At 63.6% G+C, this 16,659-nt stretch carries 17 protein-coding genes and 1 riboswitch; of the genes, 9 read left to right on the top strand and 8 right to left on the bottom strand.

The annotated features are described in order from the left end of the window. Nucleotides 1-9: 9 nt before the first annotated feature. Entirely contained in the window at nucleotides 10-813 is an 804-nt protein-coding gene (locus NKJ89_RS13000) for a creatininase family protein (protein WP_352602865.1), read from the top strand. Here NKJ89_RS13000 and NKJ89_RS13005 read toward each other — a convergent pair whose 3' ends face one another. Together NKJ89_RS13005 and cobD are read right to left on the bottom strand one after the other, a co-directional pair. Continuing rightward, nucleotides 814-1,323 carry a tyrosine phosphatase family protein gene (locus NKJ89_RS13005; RefSeq protein ID WP_352602867.1) on the bottom strand — a complete coding sequence of 170 codons (510 nt, stop codon included), beginning with the start codon at nucleotides 1,321-1,323 and terminating at the stop codon, nucleotides 814-816. It lies immediately after the preceding gene. Next, on the bottom strand, nucleotides 1,320-2,366 hold the full coding sequence (cobD, locus tag NKJ89_RS13010) for a threonine-phosphate decarboxylase CobD (protein ID WP_352602869.1): 1,047 nt from the start codon (nucleotides 2,364-2,366) through the stop codon (nucleotides 1,320-1,322). The genes NKJ89_RS13005 and cobD overlap by 4 nt, the downstream gene beginning before the upstream one ends. On the opposite strand from cobD, the gene cbiB reads away from it, so the two are divergent. Then, on the top strand, nucleotides 2,365-3,333 hold the full coding sequence (gene cbiB / locus NKJ89_RS13015) for an adenosylcobinamide-phosphate synthase CbiB (protein ID WP_352602871.1): 969 nt from the start codon (nucleotides 2,365-2,367) through the stop codon (nucleotides 3,331-3,333). The two genes, cobD and cbiB, sit on opposite strands and share 2 nt — an antisense overlap. Nucleotides 3,334-3,373: 40 nt before the next feature. On the opposite strand, the gene cobO is transcribed toward cbiB, so the two are convergent. The 5 genes from cobO to NKJ89_RS13040 all read right to left on the bottom strand — a co-directional run bounded on the left by cobO (nucleotide 3,374) and on the right by NKJ89_RS13040 (nucleotide 7,126). After that, entirely contained in the window at nucleotides 3,374-3,988 is a 615-nt protein-coding gene (gene cobO / locus NKJ89_RS13020; RefSeq protein WP_352602873.1) for a cob(I)yrinic acid a,c-diamide adenosyltransferase, read from the bottom strand. Between the two features lies 1 nt (nucleotide 3,989). Continuing rightward, nucleotides 3,990-4,433 (bottom strand): bifunctional adenosylcobinamide kinase/adenosylcobinamide-phosphate guanylyltransferase, encoded by a 444-nt coding sequence (gene cobU / locus NKJ89_RS13025; RefSeq protein ID WP_352485680.1) that lies wholly within the window; start codon nucleotides 4,431-4,433, stop codon nucleotides 3,990-3,992. 172 nt (nucleotides 4,434-4,605) lie between these two features. Next, a complete protein-coding gene (locus tag NKJ89_RS13030; protein ID WP_352602875.1) occupies nucleotides 4,606-5,373 on the bottom strand; it encodes a CbtA family protein in 768 nt (255 codons plus the stop codon). 15 nt (nucleotides 5,374-5,388) lie between these two features. Beyond that, nucleotides 5,389-5,568, bottom strand: coding sequence for a CbtB domain-containing protein (locus tag NKJ89_RS13035; RefSeq protein WP_023757164.1), 180 nt, complete (start codon nucleotides 5,566-5,568; stop codon nucleotides 5,389-5,391). Between the two features lie 36 nt (nucleotides 5,569-5,604). After that, nucleotides 5,605-5,801: riboswitch (cobalamin riboswitch) on the bottom strand. A gap of 125 nt (nucleotides 5,802-5,926) precedes the next feature. Continuing rightward, nucleotides 5,927-7,126, bottom strand: a complete 1,200-nt coding sequence (locus NKJ89_RS13040) for an MFS transporter (protein WP_352602877.1) — start codon at nucleotides 7,124-7,126, stop codon at nucleotides 5,927-5,929. A gap of 224 nt (nucleotides 7,127-7,350) precedes the next feature. Here NKJ89_RS13040 and NKJ89_RS13045 point away from each other — a divergent pair, with 224 nt between their 5' ends. Further along, complete coding sequence (locus NKJ89_RS13045; protein ID WP_352602879.1) at nucleotides 7,351-8,349, top strand: heparan-alpha-glucosaminide N-acetyltransferase; 999 nt, start codon at nucleotides 7,351-7,353, stop codon at nucleotides 8,347-8,349. After that, entirely contained in the window at nucleotides 8,346-8,822 is a 477-nt protein-coding gene (locus NKJ89_RS13050) for a methyltransferase family protein (protein ID WP_352602881.1), read from the top strand. Before NKJ89_RS13045 ends, NKJ89_RS13050 begins: the two co-directional genes overlap by 4 nt. 37 nt (nucleotides 8,823-8,859) lie before the next feature. On the opposite strand, the gene NKJ89_RS13055 is transcribed toward NKJ89_RS13050, so the two are convergent. After that, complete coding sequence (locus tag NKJ89_RS13055; protein WP_352602883.1) at nucleotides 8,860-10,035, bottom strand: ROK family protein; 1,176 nt, start codon at nucleotides 10,033-10,035, stop codon at nucleotides 8,860-8,862. 114 nt (nucleotides 10,036-10,149) lie between these two features. Between NKJ89_RS13055 and NKJ89_RS13060 the strand changes: the two genes are divergently transcribed. The 5 genes from NKJ89_RS13060 to NKJ89_RS13080 all read left to right on the top strand — a co-directional run bounded on the left by NKJ89_RS13060 (nucleotide 10,150) and on the right by NKJ89_RS13080 (nucleotide 16,651). Further along, nucleotides 10,150-11,421: an ABC transporter substrate-binding protein gene (locus tag NKJ89_RS13060; protein WP_023757159.1), complete on the top strand. Its 1,272-nt coding sequence runs from the start codon at nucleotides 10,150-10,152 to the stop codon at nucleotides 11,419-11,421. A 117-nt stretch (nucleotides 11,422-11,538) separates the two neighbouring features. Further along, entirely contained in the window at nucleotides 11,539-12,423 is an 885-nt protein-coding gene (locus NKJ89_RS13065; protein ID WP_023757158.1) for a carbohydrate ABC transporter permease, read from the top strand. After that, nucleotides 12,423-13,274, top strand: a complete 852-nt coding sequence (locus NKJ89_RS13070; protein ID WP_023757157.1) for a carbohydrate ABC transporter permease — start codon at nucleotides 12,423-12,425, stop codon at nucleotides 13,272-13,274. Before NKJ89_RS13065 ends, NKJ89_RS13070 begins: the two co-directional genes overlap by 1 nt. 67 nt (nucleotides 13,275-13,341) lie before the next feature. After that, entirely contained in the window at nucleotides 13,342-14,481 is a 1,140-nt protein-coding gene (locus NKJ89_RS13075; protein WP_352602885.1) for an ABC transporter ATP-binding protein, read from the top strand. Nucleotides 14,482-14,506: 25 nt separating this feature from the next. Continuing rightward, nucleotides 14,507-16,651: a beta-galactosidase gene (locus NKJ89_RS13080; RefSeq protein ID WP_352602887.1), complete on the top strand. Its 2,145-nt coding sequence runs from the start codon at nucleotides 14,507-14,509 to the stop codon at nucleotides 16,649-16,651. The last annotated feature ends 8 nt before the right edge of the window (nucleotides 16,652-16,659 follow it).

Consider the following 16,659-nt stretch of genomic DNA (forward strand, 5'->3'; position numbering starts at 1 on the left):
AGGCATGACATGACGGTTGCGAAGAAACGCGTCTGGTGGGGCGATTACCGGACCACCGAATACGCCTCGATCGATCCGGAGGCTACGATCGCCGTGCTGCCGCTGGCGGCGATCGAGCAGCATGGGCCGCACCTGCCTGTTTCGACTGACACCTCGATCATGAACGGCATGCTGGACACGGTCATCTCGCGCCTGCCCGATGATCTCGACATCCGCATCCTGCCGGTCCAGGCGGTGGGCAAGTCGAACGAGCATTTGCACGCGCCGGGCACACTCACCTTGCCGGCAACCACGCTGATCGAAGCTTGGACCGAGCTAGGCCTGTCGATCGCGCGCGCCGGCGTGCGAAAACTGGTCGTCGTCAATTCGCACGGTGGCAACGAGGAGATCATGGGCATCGTCACGCGCGAATTGCGCGTGCGCGAAAAAATGCTGGCGGTGAAGACCAGCTGGCAGCGTTTTGGCCGCCCGGCCGGCATGTACACCGAGCTCGAGGACCGTCACGGCATCCATGGCGGCGATGTCGAGACCTCGCTGATGCTGCATTTCCGGCCGGACCTTGTCGACATGGGCAAGGCCGACAATTTCGTTTCCAATGTCGCCAAGGCCGAAAAGGAATTCTCGCTGCTGCGCCACACCGGCACCCACGCCTTTGCCTGGATGGCTGGCGATCTCAACCCGAATTGCGTGGTCGGCGACGCCAGCATTGCGACAGCGGAGAAAGGCCGGCTGACGGCAGAATATCAGGCCGATGGCTTCATCAGCCTGCTGCGGGATGTGCGAAAGGCGAAACTCGTCGACTGGCTGAAATAGCTAGCCGTCTATCTTGAGCGCGAAAGGCGTGCCTTCGAAGGCGTCGGCGCCGCGCCCGATCGCCTCGATCGCCTCGACCATGCGGCCGTTGCGATCGAGCAGCGTGTCGGCCACCGCAATCAGTCGCGGATTGGGTGTCGCCGATGGTGACAGCGCTCGCAGCGTTTGAGCCAGTTCGGCCTCATCGCGTTTCGGCGCCAGTGCTGCAGCGATGATATAGGCCGAGGCGGTCGAGCGGCTGATGCCGGCATAGCAATGCACGACCATCGGCCTTGCCCTGTCCCACCGGCGCGCGAAATCGAGCAGGTTGCGGACATGATCCTCGCCCGGCATGGTCATGCCGTCCTGCGCCACAGCAATGTCATGCATGACCAGGTGCAGATGGTTTTCACTCGATATCGAGGCGGGACGTACCACCTCCGTTCCAGCGGCAAGCAGCGACAGCATGCGCTCGGCACCGGTCCTTGCCACCGTTTCCTCGATCTTTGCCAACGAGCAGACATGGATCATTGTTTTGAACCCTTTGATCGATCCTCGCGCCGCGCCGCCCATTCGGCAAGAGCGGATTCAAGCCGCTGCCATTCATCCTGACTCCCGGGCAGGCCGGCGCGCAGGACATGCGGCCGGTCGGCAAAATGCCGAAGCAGGATGCCGCGCTCGCCAAGGGCTGCAAACAGGCCTTCGGCATCGGCCAGGCGGAGATAGCGAAACAAGGTCGTACCGCCCGCGACGGGAATACCGAAGCGGCCGAACAGCGTATCGAGCCGCGCCGATGCTTCCGCAAGGGATGTCCGCATCGCGTCCTGCCAGCCGATATCGGCAAGCGCGCGGATGCCGTATTCAAGCGCCGGACCGGCTACGGCCCATGGCCCGAATTGCGTTTCGAGCCGTTCGACCGTCACCGCATCTGAAAGTGCAAAGCCGAGCCGCAGCCCGGCCAGGCCGAAGAACTTGCCGAACGAACGCAGGACGACGATGCCGCCACTCTCGACATCGCCGGCAAGGCTATGTTCACGCGGGCCGACATCCATGAACGCCTCGTCGACGACCAGCAGCCCGCCCTTGGCGCGCAGTCCGGCGGCCAGCGCCAGCAAACGATCCCGCTCGATGATGCGTCCATCCGGATTGTTCGGATTGACGATGATGGCAAGGTCGGCGTCCGCCAGCCCTTCGAAATTGCTGACCTCGGCCACCTCGTGTCCGGCAATCGCCGCAGCACGGGCATGTTCGGCATAGGTCGGCCCCAGCACCAGCGCCTTGCCGGGCGCGATCAGCGACGCCACGCGCGGCAACAGGATCTGCGTGCCCGGTGCCGCCGCGACGTTGGCCGGTGACGGCGCGCCATAGGTATTGGCCGCGATCTCTATCAGGTCGCGCGCACGCCCTGATTCCGGCAACCGCGACAGGGTGGTGGCGGGCAGGTCGAAAAGCGGGTAGGAGTGCGGATTGATACCGGTCGAGAGGTCGACGAAAGGCTGCGAAGCGTTGGGGAAAAGCGCCCTCGCCCGGCCAAGACTTCCACCATGGTCCACCGCTCCTTCAAGAAGCTTCATGTCAGTCCTGATCGCTTTCCTGTCATTGGCCGTCGAATTTGCCCTCGGTTACCCCGACTGGCTGTTTCGCGCCATCGGCCATCCGGTGACGTGGTTCGGCAGGCTGATATCCTTTCTCGACCGCTGGCTCAACCACGCCACTGATCCCGACGCGTTGCGTCGCAAGCGCGGTGTCCAGGCGCTGCTGGTCATCGTGCTCGTGCCGGCGCTGATCGGCCTCGGCGTGCAGATCCTGCTCTGGTTCGTTCCCATGGGACTCATCATCACGGCCCTTCTGGCAACCTCGCTCCTGTCGCAGAAAAGCCTTTACGAACATGTCGAGGCGGTGGCGGACGCGCTCGACACTGGCGGCCTCGCCCTGGGCCGCGTGGCCGTCTCGCGCATCGTTGGCCGCGATCCCGAGACGCTGGACCGGGCCGGTGTCAGCCGCGCTGCGATCGAGAGCCTGGCCGAGAATTTTTCCGATGGCATCGTTGCTCCCGCCTTCTGGACCGGTCTCGGCGGCCTCGCCGGCGGCGCCGCCTACAAGGCCGCCAACACCGCCGATTCGATGATCGGTCACCGTACCCCGCGCCATGAGGCGTTCGGCTGGGCGGCGGCACGCTTCGACGATTGGATCAATTTGCCGGCGTCACGGCTGACGGCGCTGCTGATCGTGTTGGCGGCTTTCCTGGTCAGAGACGCCGACCCGCGCAATGCCTGGCACACGGTGTGGCGCGACGCGAAGAAGCACCGCTCGCCGAATGCCGGCTGGCCGGAAGCGGCGATGGCTGGCGCGCTCGGCCTGGCACTCGCCGGGCCGCGCAGCTACGGCGGCGTCCTGGTCGACGACGTCTTCATGGGCGGAGGCGGCCGCCGCGAAGCCGACAGCGCCGATATAAGGCAGGCGCTGAAACTCTATCGCGTCGCCGACTATCTGCTGATTGCGCTGTTTGGAGTGATTTCGATCATCGTCATTGTGGCGTGACCCATTTCACCCTCCCCCTTGTGAGGAGGGTAAGAAACGTTCAAAACTCGATGCCCTGCTGCGCCTTAACGCCCGCGGAAAAATGGTGCTTGGTCACGCCCATCTCGGTGACGAGATCGGCCGCCTCGACCAGCGCCGGCTTGGCGTTGCGGCCGGTGACGACGACGTGCAGGCCTTCGCGGCGGGCTTTCAGCGCCGCAACCACCTTGTCGAGATCGAGATAGTCGTAGCGCAGCGCGATGTTCAACTCGTCGAGCACCAGCAGGCTGATTGACGGATCGGCCATCAGCTCGAGCACCTTGGCCCACGCCGCTTCGGCCGCGGCGATGTCGCGCTTCAGATCCTGCGTTTCCCAGGTGAAGCCCTCGCCCATCGCGTGCCAGACGATGCGGTCGCCGAAGGCGGCGAAGGCGTCTTTCTCGCCGGTATGCCATTTGCCCTTGATGAACTGGACGACGCCGACGCGCTTGCCGTAGCCGAGCATCCGCAACGCGAGACCGAAGGCGGCCGTCGTCTTACCCTTGCCCGGCCCGGTGTTGACGATCAGCAGCCCCTTCTCGACCGTCTTGCTCGCCACCTCGGCATCCTGCACCGTCTTGCGCTTGGCCATCTTGGCGCGGTGGCGTTCTTCGTCCTTATTGTCGACGTCGGTCATGTCATTTCACCTTCAGCGGAAGTCCCGCCACCATCAGCAGCACTGTGTCGGCGACGGCAGCGATCTGCTGGTTAAGCCGGCCGGCGGCATCGCGAAACCGGCGCGCCAGTGCGTTGTCAGGCACGATACCTTGCCCGACTTCATTGGACACCACGAACCAGGGCCCGCGCGGCCGCGACAGCACCTCCGCCAGTCGCCGGCATTCCAGCTCGAGATCATGTTCGGCCAGCATATGATTGGTCAGCCACAATGTCAGGCAGTCGACAAGCACCGGCTGGTTGTCGGGCAACGCCGCGAGCGCGCCGGCAAGATCGAGCGGTGCGTCGATGGTCGTCCAGCCTTCGCCGCGGCGTGAGCGGTGCAGCGCGATGCGCTCGCGCATCTCATCGTCATAGGCTTGCGCCGTCGCGATATAGGTCCATGGCGAGGGCAAGGCCGTCGCCAGGGTTTCGGCGTGGGGGGGGGGGGGGGGGGGGGGGGCCCGCCGGCGCGGCGGGGGGGGGGGGGGGGGGCGGGCGGGAGAGGGGAGACGGCGGGGGGGGGCGGGGGGGGGGGGGGGGGGGGCCGCCCCCGCCCCCCCCCCCCCACCGCCGATGAGGAAGGTCAGTGCCTTGCTGTCAGGCAAAGCTGTCGCGCAGGCTGGTCGCGGTGCCGGTGAAGCGGCCGCGCACCACGCCGACGACCGCGCCGAGCACCAGCCAGAACACCAGATTGGTCACTGTCACCGCCACCACGAACTGGTGGTGCAGGCCTTCGGGGATCGCCGTCTCGTAACTGCCGGGCTGCGGCGCGCCGACGATGTGCGGAGCGACGATCAAGGCCACAGCCAGGATCGCCAGCGGCAGCGACTTGCGGAAGGCGATCACGCCGAGCCCGGCCGCGGTCATCGCTACGGTCGCCCACCACCAGATCTGGCGCTCGGTCAGATCGGCCGCTGGCATGGCCGGCAGTTCCGGCGGCAGGCCTAGGCCCGGCGCCAGCGTGAACACGGCAAAGCCGGCCAGCCCCCAGAAGACGCCCTGGCGCCAGCCACCGATGCCGCCGGCGAATTCGGAAACCGCGACCAGGATCAAGGCGAAGCCGATGCCGGTGACGATGTTGGCAAGCACGCTGAAGGCGAAACGTTCGAAACCGTCTGCCGGCGCCCAACCCTCGTCTTCGGCGGCCGGGGCGGCTTCCGCTGCCGGAGCGGCAGAGCTCATGGCATTGCTATCCGTTGCGGCCGGAGCGGCATGGTCATGGTGATGCCCGCCGCCAGCCTGTTCGTAGACTTCCGCCTTCAGAATCAGCGGCACGGTAGCGTAGGCCTGCATGCCGGCGAGAACGACACCGGCCACGAGCCCTGCGATCGCCGCGATGAACACGACGTTGCGAAACAGGTTCATGATGTCAGATCCTCGTCAGTGGCAGGGAAACGCCATCGAATGGCGATAGTCGTGAGCCGCATTGTGGACCGCATCGATATGCGAGAAGCCGACAAAGCCCATCACGAAAACGCCGAGCAGCGCTGCAAGCGCGAGCTGCATGAAGCGCGACTGCGAGGAGACGGAGGCGCCGAGGGAGACGGAAGCAGTAGTCATGTCTTGTCCTTTCGCCCTCCACCCGAGGGCATCGAAGTCAGTTTCCTGTCGCCGGCAGGTCTCCTGGCTCGCGGATCAGCGCCCTTCCCCACCTTCCCGAAGAAGAAATCTTCAGTGGCATATGGAGAGGACTACCGCACACAGTTGCGGGGGCAGCCACGGCATTGGGCGAAACTCGCCCTCACCGCATTCCCTCTTGGCTCCAAAATGGAACCGACGACATTGCCGACTATAGGCAGAATCCTCGCCTCCAGCAAACCAAATTCCGGCGGCAACCATCGCGAATGCGTCGTGCCAGTGAGGGCCTCCGCTGCCGCAGGCACCTTGGCATGCGGCACTTCCACCAAAGCCCTGAAGATCAAAGCGATTTCGGCAGATAGCGCCACGTCACGAAGCCGCAGACCGCAGCCAGCAGGCCCAGCGTGACGAACACCGAGCCTAGGCCGAAAAACGCCAGCACCACCGAATAGACCAGCGGCGGCGTCAGTTCGGAAAAGTCGAGATAGGTCCGGTAGACCGCCGCCATCTGCGATCTTTCATAGGAGCGCACCGAGCGCATGAAGGCGGTCGAGCCGAGTGCGTCGAGCGCGATGGTGAAGAAGGCGCCGCCAAGCAGGAAGGCGCCGGTGAGCAGCGGCACGGTCTCGCCGACGAAGCCTGCCGCCAGCAGCATGGCCGACATGGCGAAATAGGCAAATGTCATCGTCCTGCGGCCGCCAAAGCGCTTTCCCGCCTTGCCCCAGAAGATGGCCATGAACAGCAGCGCGTTGCCGGCCGAAACCAGCACGCCGCCGGCCAGCTTGCCTTCGCCGGTGATGACCATGAACAGTGGCCCATAGACAAAGAAAGTCGTCCAGAAACAGGAGCGGCCGAAAGCGATCAGCCAGGCCAGTCTGAGCCTGGGCTGCGCGACGAAGCGGCCGATATTGGCGAGCGGGTTGACCGGGCGCGTCTTGCCCGGGCGGATCGACGGGTTGTCGCCGAGCCGGTAGGTCCAGAACAGCGCCAGCAAGGCCAGGGCGAAGATCGCCACGGCGCCATGCGCGGCATAGATGCCGAAGTGCGTGTAGAGGAAGATGCCGAGCGTCGGCCCGCCGGTCCACGCCAACATCGACCACGCCATGCGCAGCGATTCGGCCTGCATGAAATCGGTCTTGCGGATATGGTCCATGATATAGAGGTTGAGCGTGATCGACAGCGCGCTGGCGCCCATCACGCGGCACAGCATGCCGGCCAGTTGCCCGGCAAGCGTATGGGTGACGAAGAACAGCGAGCCGATGGCAAGCAGGCAGGCGCCAGCGGTGTAGACCCAGCGCCGCGCAAAGCGGCGGATCAGCATTGGCATGAAGAGCGTCACCGACAGGCCGAGCATCGCCACGACGGTGTAGAGGATCGAGACGATCTGCTCGTTGTGCAGGATCTCATAGGCCTGGATCGGGATGACGCTCGACACCGTGGCGCGGGCGAAGGATTCGACTGCATAGAGCGAGGCGAAGGTGCGCGCGTCCGCGGCCTTTAGGGCCGGAAGCCAGATCGGATGGCGCACATGGGTGGACATTGCTTCCCCAAAGCAGAATCTATCGGACCAAATCTGCCGTGGCGATCCCTGCGCCAATAAGAGGAAACCGACGCGTACCCGGCAAAAAACGAAGTCGGCCAAAGGCTTTCCGCCACTGGCCTAAAGCGGCGCCTGATCCTGTCCGCGTTGTCAGACGCCCGGCCTTCTTTTGCCCGGTGCAACCGTGATAGTCGTTTTGCGGGGCCGAAACAGAATGCGAGACCATGACCATCCAAACGCCGACCGCACCCGTCCAGGATCGACCAAGGCGCATCGTCGTCATCGACATCGTGCGCGGCATCGCGCTGATCGCCATGGCGAGCTACCATTTCACCTGGGATCTGGAATTCTTCGGCTACACTGATCCCGGCCTGACCGCCTTCGGCTGGTGGAAGATCTACGCGCGCTGCATCGCCTCGACCTTCCTGTTCCTGGTCGGCGTCAGCCTGTACCTCGCCCACGGCAAGAAAATCCGCTGGAACGGCTTCTGGAAGCGTTTCGCCATGGTCGCGGGAGCCGCGATCGCGATTTCGATCGTCACCCGCATCGCCACCCCGGACGGCTTCATCTTCTTCGGCATATTGCACGAGATTGCGCTGGCCAGCCTGCTCGGCCTGCTGTTTCTTCGCCTGCCGGCTTTGCTGACCATGGTGGTTGCCGCGCTGGTCATCGCGGCGCCGGTCTATTTGCGCTTCGAGGCCTTCGACCATCCATGGCTGTGGTGGGTCGGCCTGTCGGCGATCAATCCGCGTTCCAACGACTACGTTCCACTGTTCCCATGGTTCGGCGCTGTGCTTTTCGGCATAGGCTCCGCCAGGCTTGCCGCGGGCGCGGGTGTCTTGACGTGGCTGGCGAACCTCAAGACCGGGCGTTGGGCCAACCCGCTGGTCTTCATCGGCCGGCACAGCCTGGCCTTCTACCTGATCCACCAGCCATTGCTGATCGGCTGCGTTTGGCTGTTCTCGCAGATCATGCCGGCGCAGGTCGAAACCCCGCAGGTGAATTTCCTCAAAACCTGCCAGCTGTCCTGCGAGCAGTCGCGCGACACCGAGTTCTGTTCAAGCTACTGTGTCTGCATGCTCGATACGCTCGAGGGCGAGGCGACGCTTGATCGGCTCTACAACAACGACCAGACTGCGGAATGGAAAGCACACTTGTCCGACCTTGCCGGCATGTGTACCGCCAAAACCGACAGCAAGTTGATGGAGGAAGGGGTCAAATGACCGAGAAACAGCCGAAGCCGGGGCTCATCCCGTGGCCGCCGCTGATCTACATCGCCGCCATCGCCATCAGCATCGCGCTGGGCCTGCTCTATCCCCTGCCCTGGATCGGTGACCTCCTGGGCGATATTCTGTTCGCCGCCGGCTGGGTAGCACTGTTCGGCGTCGCGGCACTCTGGTTCACCGCCATCCGCACCATGATCCGCGCCAGAACCACGCTCAATCCGAACGCGGTGCCCGACCACCTCGTCACCACAGGTCCCTTTGGCATCACGCGCAATCCGATCTATCTGGCCAACACGCTGCTGTTGATCGGCGTCGCCTTTGTCTCAGGGATAGTCTGGTTCCTGCCGCTGGCGTTCATCGCGGCCTTCGCCACGCAGAAGATGGCGATCGAGGGCGAGGAAAAGGTGCTGGCGGCGAAGTTCGGCAAGAAATACCGCGACTACGCCAAACGCGTGCGGCGCTGGATTTGAGCAAGCCTCACCGCGGGCGTCGGAGTTCGAGTATTGCCTATACGGCCGCGACTTCTCCAGGCCTGCTTTCGAAATCAAACAGCCGCTGGGTAGCGAGGGCGGCGGCGCCCCGCGCCCACGAATCGTCTGCCCAGTCCGGCGTGATCGGCGGTGGAGTCCACATTGCGTAACGCCGCAGCGCGTCGCGCATGGGTTCGAAGAGGTAGTCGCCGAAGCTCACCGCTTCGCCGCCGCCGACAATCACCTCCGGATCGATGATATTGCAGAAGCTGCCCAGAAACCGGCCGATGCCTTCGCCTGCTTCGCGCAGCAAATTCACGGCCACCTCGTCACCGGTCTTGGCCGCTCTGACCATGTCGTAGCGGTCAACCTCGGCCGAGAGGCCCTTCGTCTCACGCCACCGCTTCACCAATGCTGGTTCGGAGAAGAACGTCTGAAGGCATCCGCGGCGGCCACACTCGCATTGCGGCCCGTTTGGATCGTAGATGGAGTGCCCGATCTTGCCCGCGGCCCCGTTCGCGCCGTGATGGACCGAACCATCGATCACCACCGCGCAACTGATGCCGGCGCCGATGGCCAGCGCGCCGACAGTGCGGTGATGCCGGCCGAGACCGAACAATTGCTGCGCCAGCGCGAAAGCGTTGGTATCGTCGTCGGCCCACACGGGCACATTGACGAGATCGGCCAGCATGGCCGCTATCGGCACGTCGGTCCAATTGAACCGGTGACTGAGCCGGCAGATGCCATTGTCGATGACCCCAGGCACGGCGATGCCGATGCCGCTGAGCTGCGCCCCGGTTGGCGCGGCCCGATCGGCAAGCAATTGGCTGACGGCGGCGGCGCAGGCTTCTACCGTGCTTCGCGGCGACTGATCGGGCACAGCGACGCGTTTGGAGACAAGCGGTGTCGTGGCCAGGTCAGTCAGCACGCAATCGATCGCACCGACCATCAGCTTGAACCCGACGACAAGGCGGCCGGCATAATTGATGTTGATCGGGATTGGCCGTCGCCCCGGCGCGCCGATGCTGGCCTCTCCCTCCATCAGAATGTTCTCGTGCAACAGGTCGGTGACGACGAACGTCACCGCCGCCGGGCTTAGTCCGGTGATCGCGGCAATCTCGGCACGACTGATCGCCCCTTCCCTTCGCAGCAGGTTGAGAATCAGCCGGCGATTGATCGAGCGCGACGTCTGCTGGTCGCCTTTCAGTTTCATTCTTTCCTCATTGTTAATTTTGTAAATTAAATATTGACCGGCTCCATCTGCATACGCTACGACTCGCCGTGGTTCAATTGGAATCCGGCTGTTCTCAGGGAGGAGATAAAAGCCATGACCATCACCGCTACAATGCTATCCACGACAAGACGCCGATTCCTGAAGGGCACGGGCGCGGCTCTCGCTGCATCTGCCACCGGGAGCCTCTGCTTGCCGGCCCTGGCGCAGGCGCAGGAAATCACCATCATTTCCAATCTCAGCAACGCCGGGCAACGCGACATCCTGCACAGGCTGGCAGCCGAATACGAGGCGAAATCCGGCGCCAAGATCACCATCAACAACATGGACCACGAGGCGCACAAGACGGCGATCCGCAGCTATCTCGTCGTCGGCGCCCCCGACATCTGCTTCTGGTTCTCCGGCAACCGCATGAAGGCCTTTGTCACCAAGGGCCTGTTCGACGACATCTCCGATCTGTTTGCCCGGGAGAACTACAAGAGCGTGCTCGGCGCCACGACAAATGCAGTCACGGTCGGCGACAAGCAGTATGGCCTGCCGATGGGCGGCCTGCTTTGGGGTCTGTTCTACCGCAAGGATGTTTTTGCCGAACACAATTGGACGCCGCCGAAGACGTGGACCGATTTTCTCGCCTTTGGCGAGGCCGCGAAATCCGCAAGCATGATCCCGATGAGCATGGGTACCAAGGAGCTTTGGCCCGCGGGCGGCTGGTTCGACCATATGAACCTGCGCATCAACGGCCTCGACAAGCACATCGCCCTGATGGACGGGAAGGTCCAGTACACCGACCCGATGCTTACGCCCGTCTTCGACAAATGGAGCGAGCTGATCAAGGCCGGGTTCTTCTCGCCGAACCACAGTTCCTTCGGCTGGGAGCAGGCCGGCGCCGCCCTGGCGCAGAAGAAGGCCGCCATGATGGACCTTGGTGGTTTCGTCAGGTCCGCCTTCCCGGAGGCAGACCTCCCGCAGCTCGCCTACGCGCCGTTTCCCGAAATCATCCCCGGTGTCGCCAGATATGAGGATTTTTCGGTCAACTCCGTTCATGTTCCGGCCAACGCCAAGAACAAGCAAGGCGCGCGCGACTTCCTCGCCTATTTCTACAAACCGGAGAATCTCGGAGCCTTCCTCGCCGCCGAGGGAGCGATCCCGCCGCGCAACGACTGCCCACCCAGCAACGACCCGCTGGTCAACGCCGCCGTGGAAGAGCTGAAGAAAGTGGTCGGCACGTCGCAATACTACGATCGCGACACCGATCCGGACATGGCCCAGGAAGGCATGACCGGGCTTCAGGAATTCATGGTCAAACCCGAACGGCGCGATCAGATCCTCGAACGGCTGGAAAAGACCCGCAAGAGAATATTCAGCTGATGCTGTCGCACAAAAGCGCGCAGCGGTTTTGAGACAAATTGAACGCAGCTTAGTCCTCCCGGACTTGACGGGCGCCGCTTGCCCTGGCGGCCCCGTCTCCTTTTTGGATGAATTCCCATGCCCCGCTTCTGGCGCAGACATCGTCATTGGTTGACGCCGGCATTGTTCCTTCTGCCGGGCCTCATCCTGTTCAGCCTGGTGATCCTTGCCGCCTCCGTCGAGACGGTCTGGATTTCGCTGCACGAATGGGACGGTATCGGCGCCAAGACCTGGGTCGGCCTCGCCAACTATGCCGAGTTGGCCGAGGACCCGCAATTCTACGTCTCGCTGAAGAACAACGTCATCTGGTTGCTGATCTTCATGCTGGCGCCGCCGATCGGTCTCGCGCTGGCGCTGATCGTCAACCAGCAGATCCGCGGCATGCGCATTCTGAAGTCCCTGTTCTTTGTCCCTCTGGTGCTGGCTACGGTGACCGTGGGTGTCGTTTTCGGCTGGGTCTATGATCCCACCTTCGGCTTGCTGCAATTGATCTTCGGCCTGTTCGGTGCCACCGCGCCGGCGCTGCTTTCCGACGAGAATTTCGCCACTTTCGCGGTCGCCGCCGCAGCTCTCTGGCCGCAGATCGCCTTCTGCATGGTTCTGTTCCTGGCGGGGCTGAACAACCTCGACGAGGATCTGATCGGCGCCGGACGCGTCGACGGAGCACGCGGCTGGCGCATGCTTCGCCACGTAGTCCTGCCGCAGTTGTCGCAGGTCGGCTTCATCGCCATCGCGGTGACGGTGATCGGTGCGCTGCGCTCCTTCGACATGGTCGCCGTCATGACCACCGGCGGTCCCTACGGCTCATCGACTGTGCTCGCCTACCAGATGTACGAGGAATCGATCTTTTCCTATCGCTTCGGCTATGGCGCGGCGATCGCCACGGTGCTCTTCGTGATTATGAGCGCCTTCATCGCCTGGTACCTGCACGGCCTCATCAAGGCCGAACGGAGCAATGCCTGATGTATCCGCGCCCGATCCCCGAAGACGCCAAGATCAAGCGCGGGCTCTACGTCGGCGGCGTGACGCTGGTCGTCGCGCTGTGGCTGCTGCCGCTGATTGCCGTCATGCTGACCTCGATCCGCTCCAATGAGGAATTGATGGCAGGCAATTACTGGGGCTGGCCACAGAAGTTCAGCCTGATCGAGAACTACACGGCGGTCTTCGAGCAGACCGCGATGCTGCGCTTCTTCCTCAACAGCCTGCTGATCACCATCCCCTCGGTGATCGGCGTGCTGATCTTGTCGACGTTGACCGGCTTCGTGCTGTCGCGCTATCCGTTCCGCGGCTCAAATCTCATTTTCGCGCTGTTCGTCGGCGGCAATTTCCTGCCGGCCCAGGTCATGATGATCCCGGTGCGTGACCTCATGGTCAGGCTCGGCCTCTACGACACGGTCTACGCGCTGATCGTATTCCACATCGCCTTCCAGACCGGCTTTGCGACGCTGTTCATGCGAAACTTCATCGCGGCACTGCCGGGCGAATTGTTCCAGGCCGCGCGCGCCGAGGGCGCGTCGCCCTTCCAGGTGCTGCGCCATGTGGTGGTACCCCTGGTACGACCGGCGCTGGCGGCGCTGGCCATCCTCACCTTCACCTTCATCTGGAATGATTATTTCTGGGCGATCGTGCTTACCCAGAGCGACGCCGTCAAACCCGTCACAGCCGGGCTGAACAATCTGCGCGGCGAATGGACGTCCGCCTGGAACATCGTCTCGGCGGCAACGATCTTCGTCGCCCTGCCGCCCGTGGTCATGTTCTTCCTGATGCAGAAGCACTTCATCAGCGGCCTCACCATGGGGGCGGTCAAGGGATGATTTTTGTTCGAGGAATTCAGGCCGCACCGTACGGACGCAACCGGTCAATACAGAAAGGCGGCGCGCGATGAGCAGCGTGGAACTGCGCAAGGTCGACAAGCACTACGCCGGCTATCACGCCTTGAAGGCGGTCGACCTGAGGATCGAAAAGGGCGAGTTCGTCGTCATGGTCGGGCCCTCCGGTTGCGGAAAATCGACATTGCTGAAGACGATCGCCGGGCTTGAGACCATCAACTCCGGCCAGGTCGTGATCAACGGGCGCGACGTCACCAGGGAAGAGCCCGGCGATCGCGGCATCGCCATGGTCTTCCAGTCCTATGCACTCTATCCGCACATGACCGTGGCCGAGAACATGGGCTTCGGCCTGCGGATGGCGAAACGCCCGAAGGCGGAGATCGACGCCGCCGTCAAGCGCGCCGCGCAGATACTTCGCCTCGAGGAGCAACTGGACAAGCGCCCGAAGCAATTGTCGGGCGGGCAGCGCCAGCGCGTCGCGATCGGCCGCGCCATAACGCGCTCGCCTGAAGTCTTCTTGTTCGACGAACCGCTGTCGAACCTCGACGCCGCGCTTCGTACGCAGATGCGGGTCGAGCTTTCCAGCCTTCACGCCCAGCTCGGATCGACCATGGTCTACGTCACCCACGACCAGATCGAGGCCATGACCATGGCGGACCGGATCGTGGTGCTGAATAAAGGGCGAGTCGAGCAGGTCGGCTCTCCTCTCGAACTCTACGCCAATCCGGCGAATATCTTCGTCGCCGGCTTTCTCGGCGCGCCGCGCATGAACTTCATCGAAGCTCGGGTGGAAACCGTCGGTGCGGGCGAGATCACGCTGACGGCGGCCGGAATGCCGGCGCTTGCCTTTGGCGGCATCGACGGCCTTTCGGCAGGCGACGCGGTGACCGTCGGGATCCGGCCGGAAAATCTGCTCCTGGTCGAGGCGGCGAACACGGGCCAGGCATCGTTCCCAGGCCAGGTGCGGTTGGTCGAACATCTGGGCCGGGAAACGGTTCTCTACCTCGACGCCTCTCCTCTTCAGGCGACCAATTCGGACAGCGGCACAGGCAATTTCACGGTCCAGCTCAACAAGGTGTCTCCGATCAGCGTCGGGGCCCAGCTCACGGCTGGCTTCGATGTCGCCGATGCCTATCTCTTCGGACCCGATGGCCGCACGCTGACGCCGCGAAAACCCGTCCCCGCAACCTGACCCCCGAATCCAAGAGTATCCTCGTATGCAGCGCAACAAGCCCGCCCCGCTTTCGGTATGGCGACCACTCAACCTCGACCGCTTCCTGCTGGGAGCGCCGCATTATCCCGAACATGTCGACGAAAGCTGCTGGCAGCGCGATGCCGAACGCATGGCCGCGGCCGGGGTCAATACGGTCCGGATGGGCGAGTTCGCCTGGCACATCTTCGAACCCTACGAAGGCAAGGTCGACTTCGGCCTGTTCGATCGCGCGATCGAGGTTCTCGCGAGCGCAGGGATCGACACCATCATGTGCACGCCGACGGCCACGCCGCCGCGCTGGCTCACCGCCAACTATCCGGAGGTGCTGCGTGTCGATGTGAGCGGCCGCCCCGCAAGCCACGGATCGCGCCAACATGCCGACACCACCAGCCCGGTGTTCCGCGGCCATAGCCGGCGCATCACGCGCGCCATGGCCGAACACTACCGGGACAATCCACGCGTCATCGGCTGGCAGACCGACAACGAGCTCAATACGACCGTTTCGGAATCGTTCGCGCCGGCGACACGGCTGGAATTCCAGAAATTCCTCCAGCACAAATACGGTGCGATCGGCGCGCTGAACTTCGCCTGGGGCGGCCATTTCTGGGCGACCGCCTACGACGATTTCTCGCAGATCGACCTGCCGCGCCCGCTGATGCCGTCCTATCCGAGCCCTGGGCATGTGCAGGACTACCACCGGTTCCTGGCCGCGGCGACGGCCGCTTTCCAGCACGACCAGGTCGAGATCCTGCGTGCCACCAATCCGGACTGGTTCATCTTTCACAATCTTGGCCAGCTCGCCGACATCGATTTCCGCGGCCAGTTCGGGCAAGACCTCGATTTCATCGGCTTCGATATCTATCCGATGCTGTACGACGAGATGAGGCGCACCGGTGGACATGCGGCCACCCAGGCGCTGCATCTCGACATCTGCCGCGCATACACCGGCAATTACATCGTGCCGGAGCAGGCTTCCGGTTTCGGCAGCCAGCCGGGTTTTTCGACAATGACGCCGGAGCCGGGAGAGATGCGCCGCATGGCAATGACGTCCGTGGCGCGCGGCGCTGACGGCATAATGTTTTTCCGATGGCGCCCTGCCCATTTCGGTGCCGAGATCTACTGGATGGGGGTCATCGATCACGACGATGTGCCGCGTCGCCGCTACGACGAGGCAAGCCGCTTCTTCCATGAGATCGCCGCCATCAAGGACCAGATCCTCGGCACCGTCGTGCGCATGGACCTCGGCATTGCCAGCGCCGATTTCGACAACCAGGAGGCGCACAAGACCTATCCTATGGGATTACCGAGCCCGCTCGAAGACGCCACGCTGTTGCATCGCTACTGCTACCAGAATGGCATTGCCTGCGGCTTCATCCACCCTGAGGACGATCTGTCACGGCTCAAGGCGCTCTATGTTCCGCATTGGGTGATGTGGAAGCAGGAATGGACTGCCCCGGTCGAGACGTTCGTCCGCAACGGCGGCACGCTGATCCTGTCGGCGTTGACCGGCACCCGAGACGAGAACAACCACATTGTTCGCGAGCAAGCACCCGGGCGCGAGCTTTCGGCGTTGAGCGGCGTCAGGGTCACCGAATTCGGCCGCCTGGTTCCGGAGGGCGGCACTGGGCTGTTCCCCTTGTTCCGGCAGGCCGCGATGGGCGCCTACGTGCCTCCGTCACCACTGCCGTCTTCGTCGGCAGAGCGCAAATATCGCTTCACCCTGGGCAACAGGCAGTTCGAGGCAGCCCACCTCTACGAGCTGCTCGAGGTCGAGCCGGACGCCGAGGTGCTGGGCACATGGTCGAACCGTTTTTGCGCCGGACAGCCGGCCATCACCTCTCGCCAACTCGGCCAGGGTCGCGTCGTCTATGTCGGCACCTATCTGACGCCCGAGCTTGCCGAAGCAATCGCCGATGTCGTGCTGGCCAAGGCCGGCGTGGTGCCCTTGCTGCCGGAACTGCCGGCCGGGGTGGAGGTGTCCATGCGCGAAACCAACGACCGTCAACTGATGTTCGTTTTGAATACCAGGGATACTTCCATCACCGTGCCGAACGTACCGCTGGGTATCGATCTCTTGACGGGCCGACCGGTTGGCGGCGATATTGAACTCGAAGCCTATGGCTGCGCGGTTGTGTCGCTCGCGCTGTGAGAAGACGC

It is taken from the genome of Mesorhizobium sp. M0047 (genome assembly GCF_040323315.1).
Lineage (GTDB): Bacteria > Pseudomonadota > Alphaproteobacteria > Rhizobiales > Rhizobiaceae > Mesorhizobium.

Bases quoted from the DNA above. Each gene is read 5' to 3' on its own strand.
- NKJ89_RS13000 (WP_352602865.1), top strand. From the start codon at position 10: ATGACGGTTGCGAAGAAACGCGTCTGGTGGGGCGATTACCGGACCACC.
- NKJ89_RS13005 (WP_352602867.1), bottom strand. From the start codon at position 1,323: ATGATCCATGTCTGCTCGTTGGCAAAGATCGAGGAAACGGTGGCAAGG.
- cbiB (WP_352602871.1), top strand. From the start codon at position 2,365: ATGTCAGTCCTGATCGCTTTCCTGTCATTGGCCGTCGAATTTGCCCTC.
- cobD (WP_352602869.1), bottom strand. From the start codon at position 2,366: ATGAAGCTTCTTGAAGGAGCGGTGGACCATGGTGGAAGTCTTGGCCGG.
- cobO (WP_352602873.1), bottom strand. From the start codon at position 3,988: ATGACCGACGTCGACAATAAGGACGAAGAACGCCACCGCGCCAAGATG.
- NKJ89_RS13030 (WP_352602875.1), bottom strand. From the start codon at position 5,373: ATGAACCTGTTTCGCAACGTCGTGTTCATCGCGGCGATCGCAGGGCTC.
- NKJ89_RS13035 (WP_023757164.1), bottom strand. From the start codon at position 5,568: ATGACTACTGCTTCCGTCTCCCTCGGCGCCTCCGTCTCCTCGCAGTCG.
- NKJ89_RS13040 (WP_352602877.1), bottom strand. From the start codon at position 7,126: ATGTCCACCCATGTGCGCCATCCGATCTGGCTTCCGGCCCTAAAGGCC.
- NKJ89_RS13045 (WP_352602879.1), top strand. From the start codon at position 7,351: ATGACCATCCAAACGCCGACCGCACCCGTCCAGGATCGACCAAGGCGC.
- NKJ89_RS13050 (WP_352602881.1), top strand. From the start codon at position 8,346: ATGACCGAGAAACAGCCGAAGCCGGGGCTCATCCCGTGGCCGCCGCTG.
- NKJ89_RS13055 (WP_352602883.1), bottom strand. From the start codon at position 10,035: ATGAAACTGAAAGGCGACCAGCAGACGTCGCGCTCGATCAATCGCCGG.
- NKJ89_RS13060 (WP_023757159.1), top strand. From the start codon at position 10,150: ATGACCATCACCGCTACAATGCTATCCACGACAAGACGCCGATTCCTG.
- NKJ89_RS13065 (WP_023757158.1), top strand. From the start codon at position 11,539: ATGCCCCGCTTCTGGCGCAGACATCGTCATTGGTTGACGCCGGCATTG.
- NKJ89_RS13070 (WP_023757157.1), top strand. From the start codon at position 12,423: ATGTATCCGCGCCCGATCCCCGAAGACGCCAAGATCAAGCGCGGGCTC.
- NKJ89_RS13075 (WP_352602885.1), top strand. From the start codon at position 13,342: ATGAGCAGCGTGGAACTGCGCAAGGTCGACAAGCACTACGCCGGCTAT.
- NKJ89_RS13080 (WP_352602887.1), top strand. From the start codon at position 14,507: ATGCAGCGCAACAAGCCCGCCCCGCTTTCGGTATGGCGACCACTCAAC.